This is a genomic window from Actinomycetota bacterium, assembly GCA_036280995.1.
Taxonomy (GTDB): domain Bacteria; phylum Actinomycetota; class CALGFH01; order CALGFH01; family CALGFH01; genus CALGFH01.
Genome location: DASUPQ010000611.1, coordinates 1 through 6,792, shown reverse-complemented (window position 1 = coordinate 6,792; position 6,792 = coordinate 1). Strand labels below are relative to the sequence as shown.

General features: G+C 70.9%; 10 protein-coding genes. 3 read left to right on the top strand and 7 right to left on the bottom strand.

Features of this window, described 5'->3' with window-relative positions; genetic code table 11:
* The 3 genes from VF468_20665 to VF468_20655 form a co-directional block, all read left to right on the top strand.
* The coding region (locus VF468_20665) for a PfkB family carbohydrate kinase (GenBank protein HEX5880704.1) at positions 1-619 on the top strand (619 nt) is incomplete at its 5' end.
* Positions 620-699: 80 nt separating this feature from the next.
* The gene (locus VF468_20660) at positions 700-1,323 is read left to right on the top strand and encodes a hypothetical protein (GenBank protein ID HEX5880703.1); all 624 of its coding nucleotides are present in this window, start codon (positions 700-702) and stop codon (positions 1,321-1,323) included.
* On the top strand, positions 1,323-1,658 hold the full coding sequence (locus VF468_20655) for a hypothetical protein (protein ID HEX5880702.1): 336 nt from the start codon (positions 1,323-1,325) through the stop codon (positions 1,656-1,658). Before VF468_20660 ends, VF468_20655 begins: the two co-directional genes overlap by 1 nt.
* A gap of 3 nt (positions 1,659-1,661) precedes the next feature.
* Here the strand turns inward: VF468_20655 and VF468_20650 are convergent, their stop codons facing one another.
* The 7 genes from VF468_20650 to VF468_20620 form a co-directional block, all read right to left on the bottom strand.
* The gene (locus VF468_20650) at positions 1,662-2,459 is read right to left on the bottom strand and encodes an IclR family transcriptional regulator (GenBank protein ID HEX5880701.1); all 798 of its coding nucleotides are present in this window, start codon (positions 2,457-2,459) and stop codon (positions 1,662-1,664) included.
* 44 nt (positions 2,460-2,503) lie between these two features.
* A complete protein-coding gene (locus tag VF468_20645) occupies positions 2,504-3,010 on the bottom strand; it encodes a hypothetical protein (protein HEX5880700.1) in 507 nt (168 codons plus the stop codon).
* A gap of 174 nt (positions 3,011-3,184) precedes the next feature.
* Positions 3,185-3,460, bottom strand: a complete 276-nt coding sequence (locus tag VF468_20640; GenBank protein ID HEX5880699.1) for a hypothetical protein — start codon at positions 3,458-3,460, stop codon at positions 3,185-3,187.
* Between the two features lie 106 nt (positions 3,461-3,566).
* Positions 3,567-3,710 (bottom strand): hypothetical protein, encoded by a 144-nt coding sequence (locus VF468_20635; GenBank protein HEX5880698.1) that lies wholly within the window; start codon positions 3,708-3,710, stop codon positions 3,567-3,569.
* A gap of 36 nt (positions 3,711-3,746) precedes the next feature.
* On the bottom strand, positions 3,747-4,973 hold the full coding sequence (locus VF468_20630) for a methane monooxygenase/ammonia monooxygenase subunit B (protein ID HEX5880697.1): 1,227 nt from the start codon (positions 4,971-4,973) through the stop codon (positions 3,747-3,749).
* Between the two features lie 5 nt (positions 4,974-4,978).
* Positions 4,979-5,743 (bottom strand): methane monooxygenase/ammonia monooxygenase subunit A, encoded by a 765-nt coding sequence (locus VF468_20625; GenBank protein ID HEX5880696.1) that lies wholly within the window; start codon positions 5,741-5,743, stop codon positions 4,979-4,981.
* Positions 5,744-5,837: 94 nt separating this feature from the next.
* A complete protein-coding gene (locus tag VF468_20620; protein ID HEX5880695.1) occupies positions 5,838-6,668 on the bottom strand; it encodes a methane monooxygenase/ammonia monooxygenase subunit C in 831 nt (276 codons plus the stop codon).
* Positions 6,669-6,792: the final 124 nt, after the last annotated feature.

Genomic DNA, 6,792 nt, shown 5'->3' with positions numbered 1-6,792 from the left:
CGGGGCCCTCGACGGCGGGGTCGTGGCCCTGCACGCCGGGTCGATCGCGCTCACCATGCCGCCCGGAGCCGACGTGCTCCAGCGGCTGCTGGCCGGGGCCCGCCAGTCCATGACCGTGACCTACGACCCCAACTGCCGGCCTCTGCTGATGGGCTCCCCCGACGCCGTCCGCGGCCGCATCGAGTCCCTGGTCGCCCTGGCCGACGTGGTCAAGGCCAGCGCCGACGACCTGGACTGGCTGCTCCCCGGACGGGCCCCCGAGCAGGTGGCCGAGGCCTGGCTGGCCAAGGGCCCCTCGATGGTGGTGATCACCCTCGGCCCGGCCGGGCTGCTGGCCGCGACCCGCCAGGCGGGCGTGCTGGGCCGCCCCGGCCGGGCGGTCGAGGTGGTCGACACCGTCGGCGCCGGCGACGCCTGCATGGCCGCCCTGCTGGCCGGCCTGCACCGCCGCCACCTGCTCGGCGGGGCCCGGCGGGACGCCCTCCGGGCGATGGACGCCGCCACCCTGAGCGAGCTGGCCGACGAGGCCGTCCTGGCCGCCGCCATCACCTGCACCCGCCCCGGCGCCGACCCCCCGACCGCGGCCGACCTGCGGGAGGCGTCGGCCCGGCAGGGCTGAGATCGGCCGTTCTCGGACGCCCTGGCCGGCCTGGTCGCCGGTTAGCGGCGCGTTGGCGGGGGCCGCGACCATCGGCTGGTATGGGAAGGGGCCCGAACTGGCACCCTCCTCGGCACCTCGCCAGCGTCAGGCGGTCCAGGACGGATGCCCGTGAGCATCTGGTCGCGGAGTGGCTGCTGGCCGCCGTCGCGATCGTGCTCACCATCGCCGTGCTGGTCGGGCAGATGCTGGGGCGGCCGGGCGCCCCGGCGCCGGACCCTCCGGCCGCCGCTCCCCCACCGGAGACGACCAGGCCGCCGGCGGCCTGGACCTCCGTCGGGGGGGCGCGGGTCGAGCGGACCGTGCCGGCCGGCTTCACCCCCACCGGCCCCGGGAACCAGGGCATGGCCGCGGCCGGGATGGCCGGGTGCACGCCGGGACGGGTCTACGCCGCCACCCTCCGGGTCCGGGCCAGCCAGCCGGGCACCCTGGTCCAGGTGACCCTGCTGGAGGTCGCCGGCGGGCGGCGCTTCGCCGCCGACACCATCGGGGCCCTGCTCCCCGACCGCGGCTGGCGGCGGGTCGAGGTCGCCCACGAGGCCCAGCGGCCGGGCACCGCCCTGGCCGTCGAGGTCGTCCTCCCCCGCGGGTCCCCCCGGGCCACCGTCATGGTCGACGACCTGCGGGTGGAGGCCAGCGCGACCCACCGGATACGATCGGGATGATGACGACCGACGAGCACGAGCGGGCCGACCAGCTGGTCAGCATCGTGGTCGTGGTGTTCGTCATCAAGGCCGTCGGGGTGGTCCTCCTGCTGGCTTCGGCCACCTTCCGCGCGACCTCGGGCACCGGGGTGCCGGTGGCCGTCCTGCTGGCCGCCGGGCTGATCGCGGCCGCCATCGGCCTGCACAGGAAGCAGCGCTGGGCATGGCCCCTGGCCCTGGCCGTGCTGGTGCTGGACGCCGTCCTGGTCCCGGGCGTGCTGCGCTGGGTGATCGACTTCGGCCTGGCCATCGTCCTGGTCCGCCCCCGGGTCAGGGCCCGGTTCGGGATCCGCTAGGAGCTAGGCGCCCATCTCGATCGACGCCTCGGCGGCCAGATCGCGGACCACCCGGACCAGGGACCGCTGCTCGGCCTCGAAGCGCTTGGCCGGGACCGAGATGCCCAGCGCGGCCACCAGCGCGTTGCGGGAATCCCGGACGGGGGCGGCGATGCAGCAGGCGCCGTTGGTGAACTCCTGGACGTCGAAGGCGATCCCGCGCTCGCGCACCGCCAGCAGGTGCCGGCGCAGCGCCACCGGGCTGGTGATGGTCGCCGGGGTGTAGCGCTTGTAGGCGGGGCCGTGCAGGTACGGCGACCACTGCTCCTCGGGCAGCTGGGCCAGGAACAGCTTGCCGAGGGCCAGGCTGTGGGCCGCCCCCCGGAAGCCCTTGGTCACCTCCTGGAGCTCCCTGGCCCCACGCCGGCCGCGGATCTGCACCACCTCGAGGTCGCCGTTGCTCCAGCGGGCCGAATACGACCGGGCCGAGGCGCGGTCGCGCAGCTCCTCCAGCAGCGGCGTGAGCCGCTCGGGCTGGGCGGAGGCGGCGATGTAGCCCTCGTACAGCAGGCTCACCTTGGGCCCGAGGGTGTACAGGCCGGGGCCGGCCGGCGACACCTCGGCCAGCCCCTGCTCGCGCATGGAGCTGATCAGGTAGTAGCCCGACGACAGGCTGATGTTGAGCCGCCGGGCCAGGGCCTTGATGGGGATGCCCCGCGGGTTCTGGGAGATGATCTCCAGCGCCTGGAAGGCGTGCTGGGCCGTTGACAGCACCCGGCCGGAGGCGCGGCGGCTCTGCCCCCCGTTGGTCGTCTCCGGCACGGCAGCCCCTTCCTTCCGGCGGGGACCGGCTCCAACGCCTTAGCTTAGCGCTTGGCCTGTTGGGCCGCATAGGGGCTGCGTACCTCTCCGCGGAACGCGAAGAGGCCGAGGGTGAGCCCGTACAGGAGGTGCTCGACGGCGAACACCGGCCAGCCGAGCAGGCGCGGGGCGTCGGCGATCAGCTGGCCGCCGGCCGTCTGCCCGGCGGCCGCGGGCAGCACCAGCAGCCCCATGAGCGCCATCACGGCCAGGCCGTAGCCGGCTCCGGCGGCCAGCGCGGCCAGGCCGCGCAGGTGCAGGCCGCGGGCCAGCAGCGCGAACACCGCCCCGAAGCCGGCCCCGATCGCCAGGTGCACGGCCAGGCCGGCCGCGGCCCCGCCGACCTCCAGGAAGGCCCCCGTCCCGGCCTCGGCCTGGGCCATCGAGACCTCCAGCGGGCCCGGCTCGACGATGGCCGTGACCAGGTACAGCCGGCCGTACACGCCGAGGTCGGCGGCCGCGGCGACCATGGAGAACAGGGCCATGACCGCGGCCGCGACCATGCCGGTCATGATGCCCCGCTCGAGGGTGCGTTCGAGGGAGGCGACCGGTCGCGGACCCGGTGGCGTCGCTGTCAGGAGGGCGGCTCCGAGCCCCAGATGACGATGCCGATACAGGCGATCGTCGCCAGAAAGATCAGGACTGCGAACAGGATTCCCGCCATCGTCCCGCTCCTGTCTCGAGGCTCATCGCCGTGCCGGGAGCTTGGCCACCGTCGGCCCGGCCGCCCGCGACGCGCTGGACGGCTTGCTCCCGGAACGGATCTGCATGTGGACGTGGTACAGAGGCCGCTCCTCCAGCGTGGGCAGCCGGGCCACGCCGTCGTCGGGCTTGCGGTCGATCTTGTCGCTGAAGGCCCGGATGATGAAGGCCAGGCCCGCCCCGGCGACGATGAACGGCAGGAACACCAGCAGGCTGTTGCTGGCCGCGAACATGCCGCCGTGGGCGAGCAGCTGGCTCATCGCTCCTCCGGCATCCCTGGGTCGTCCGCCCCTGGCTCCTTGGTGAAGCGCAGGATCAGGTACAGCCCGATGGCCATCACGATCGGCGCGGCCACGAAGAGGATGGTCATTGCTCCTCCGTCATCTCCGCGTCCTCCTGGCTCGTCGCGTCCTGGCTCGTCTCGTCCTTGCCGGTGCGGAAGATCAGCCACAGGCCGATCCCCATCACCAGCGGCATCCAGATGATGGCGAGCTCGTCGATCCCTCCCATGTGCGCAACCGTGTAACCCGGCATGCCGCTCCGTAACTAGTCGAATCGTGGGGTGAGGTTGGCTTCCAGCTCGGTGTAGTTCTTCTGGCCGTCGGCCGTCTCGAACACCATGACCCCGGTGACCAGCAGCTGCGACTCGCCGATGGGGACGAGGTGCTCGGTCTCCCAGGCGGGATCCTTCATGGTCAGGGTGACCCTGGTCGGCGCCGACCCCGGTTGGATCGTCGAATCGGGTGTGACCTGCAGAACCCCCGGCCCGGCCGCCGACCCGGTGGTGAACCTGAGGGTGGTGGTCGTGAACTGGGTCAGGTTGACGGGCTCCTGGCTGAGGTTGGTGATGTCCGTCTCGACGGTCAGGGTCTGGCTGGCGGCGTCGTAGGTGGCCGAGCCCACCGCCGACTCGGCCAGCGCGGGCGCGCTGGCGATGGCCGGCTCGGGCGGAGCGAACTGGATGATCTGCTGCGGCATCTTGTCCGGGAAGGCCGCCGACTGCCATATCCAGCCGACCACCAGCAGCAGCACCGTCCCGAGGACGAACAGGTTCATGTTGCGATGGTCTTTCTTGGTGATCAGCCCGTACTCCATCCCGTCCGTGTTGAGCGGGATCTGGCTGGTCACGGCCAGGTTGGTCACCGTCCGCTTGGGGACCGTCCAGTAGATCATCCAGGCCAGGCCGATCAGGAAGGTCAGGATCAGCCAGATCCAGACGGGCGTGAGCTGGTAGTTCTCGAGGTTGACGGTGCCCCCGCCGACCAGCTGCACGTCGTTGGTGAAGCCGTCGGGGTTCTCCTCGACGGTGATCCACTCGCCGGGGCCGAGCAGGGTGCCGGCGCCCTTGACCGAGAAGGACGGGTGCACGTGCCACCTGCCGGGGCGGCGCCCGGCCACGGTCATGCTGAACTCGTAGATGCCACCGCGGCGGATGTCGATGCGGGTCGGCGCCGACACGCCGTTGATGGTCCGCTCCTTCAGCAGCACCACCGGGCCGGGGGCGATGATCCCCATGAAGCCGGTGTTGGGCGCGCCGGCGGCCAGCTTGGTCGGCCAGGCGTCCAGGATCTTGGCCGTGCCGGTGATGGTGAAGGTCTCGCCCTGCCTGACCGTGGTCCTGGAGTAGGTGGTGTCGATCCAGGCCACCGTGCGCATGCGCAGGAACGCCTCCTGGGCCCGCTCGCCGTGGGCGGAGGCGGCCGGGGCTGACCCGACCAGCAGCGCCCCGGCCACGAGGGTGGCCCAGAAGACCCGGCGGATTCGGCGTCGCATCGTCATCACCACTTCTTCATGAAGCGGCCGATCGGCCAGATGGCCAGACCGCGCCCGATGAACTGCCCGACCCAGTACCCGGCGACGGCGACCGTCGCCCCGAAGACCAGCGAGACGTACTGCGTCTCACCGAGGAAGGTCCGCAGCGAGCCGGACTCGATGATCCGGAGGTACTCGGGGGTCTGGCTGCGGACGTACTCGATGCCCTGGACGTCGGCGACGGTCACCACCCGATCCATCCATTGCGCCGGTTGGAGGAACGGCGCCATTGGGATGTAGTTGGATATCCACCAGGTGACCGCGAACAAGATGCCGCCGATCACCGAGGTGAGCACGAAGCTCTTGGTTTTCAGCAACACCCAGTCGGCGAAGATCGCCGCCGCCACCATCGTCGCCGGCCAGACGAAGTTCATCGGGTAGTAGACGAAGGCGCCCCACTGCAGCCAGCGGCCGATCAGCGTGCACAGGAACATGCACACCGCCGTGTAGGTCATCCCTGTGGGGAAGCGCCAGGCCAGCCACTGGATGTACTGCAGGGCCGAGCCGATGATGATGATCGCGAACGGCGTGATGATCGGCCACCACTGCCGGTCCTTCCAGTCGGTCCAGAAGTCCCAGTCGCCCGCGAACAGCTGCTTGGTGATGTCGGCGGCCGCGCCCACCACGAAGGCGGCCGTGATCCAGAAGACCGCGTCCCACTTGCGGTCGATGTACTTGTACTTCTTGTTGACGAGCTGGCGGAGCTCGAGGGTCTTGGAGTCGACGGCCACGTTCCAACCTCCCGCTCTCGACCTGACCCCGCCGCGACGGCCGCGCGCCGTCACGGCGGGTACTACGGCGTGCTGCAGGAAGCTCCGGGGACCGCTAGGCGACCTCCTCCGCCGGCTGTCCGGCCTCGGCCTCGATCTCGCCCTCGATCTGGAGCAGGCGGATCAGCGTCTCGGCCCAGAGGGCGAAGATCCCGGCCGCCAGCCAGCCGTAGAAGACGAACGGCCAGTGGAACGGGACGGCGAAGATCTCCTCGGTGATCCAGAGGCTGTGGCCCCACTCGTTCATGGCGACCTGGGCCATCTCGGTGACCGAGGCGGCGATCAGGAAGAAGAACGACCAGGGGAAGCCCTTCTCGGCCCCGTACACCTTGGGCAGCCAGTAGCGGCCGTAGAGGTAGGTGCCGACGGTGAAGGTGATCCCGAGGGGGAAGAACAGGAAGAACATCGGGATGTGGGCCGGGGTCAGGGCGGTGTCGCGCACGGCCGTCTGGTGCCAGGAGCCGTCCTGGTTGGGCCAGAAGCTGGCCATGATGTACAGGATCACGCAGGTGATCCCGACCAGCCCCCAGAACACGGCGATCCGGCGGACCTCCTCGGGGTGCCTGGCCTCCTTGAGCACCACCGTGCGGCCCTTGCGGACCAGGTAGCCCCACCACATCAGCGTGCCCACGGTCACGCCGACCACCTCGGCGATGAACAGGCTGCGGTAGTACAGGCCGAAGTCCTCGCTGGCGGCGTCGATCCCGATCGTCCAGGCGGTGAACTGCTGGAAGATGCGGATCGCGATGGCCAGGCCGAGGAAGGCGAGGCTGCCGATCCAGCAGACGCGCCACCCACCCAACCAGTCGATCGGCCCCCTGCCGGGCTTCCACTCGGGCTCTTCGGCCGTCGGGCGCTCGGTCGTGGGCGTTGCTACGTCCGTCATGCCTGTTCCTTTCTCTCGGCAGGACCGGCGACGAGGCTTTTCAAGCTGACTTGAAAGTAGGAAGCCGCGAAGGCCGCCACAACCTGCGAATGGTCATAACCTCGCATCGTTGCAACAATGTGCC

Excerpts from the sequence above, each read along its gene's own strand:
- VF468_20640 (HEX5880699.1), bottom strand. The coding sequence starts at position 3,460 with ATGAGCCAGCTGCTCGCCCACGGCGGCATGTTCGCGGCCAGCAACAGC.
- VF468_20655 (HEX5880702.1), top strand. The coding sequence starts at position 1,323 with ATGACGACCGACGAGCACGAGCGGGCCGACCAGCTGGTCAGCATCGTG.
- VF468_20630 (HEX5880697.1), bottom strand. The coding sequence starts at position 4,973 with ATGCGACGCCGAATCCGCCGGGTCTTCTGGGCCACCCTCGTGGCCGGG.
- VF468_20635 (HEX5880698.1), bottom strand. The coding sequence starts at position 3,710 with ATGGGAGGGATCGACGAGCTCGCCATCATCTGGATGCCGCTGGTGATG.
- VF468_20660 (HEX5880703.1), top strand. The coding sequence starts at position 700 with ATGGGAAGGGGCCCGAACTGGCACCCTCCTCGGCACCTCGCCAGCGTC.
- VF468_20645 (HEX5880700.1), bottom strand. The coding sequence starts at position 3,010 with ATGACCGGCATGGTCGCGGCCGCGGTCATGGCCCTGTTCTCCATGGTC.
- VF468_20620 (HEX5880695.1), bottom strand. The coding sequence starts at position 6,668 with ATGACGGACGTAGCAACGCCCACGACCGAGCGCCCGACGGCCGAAGAG.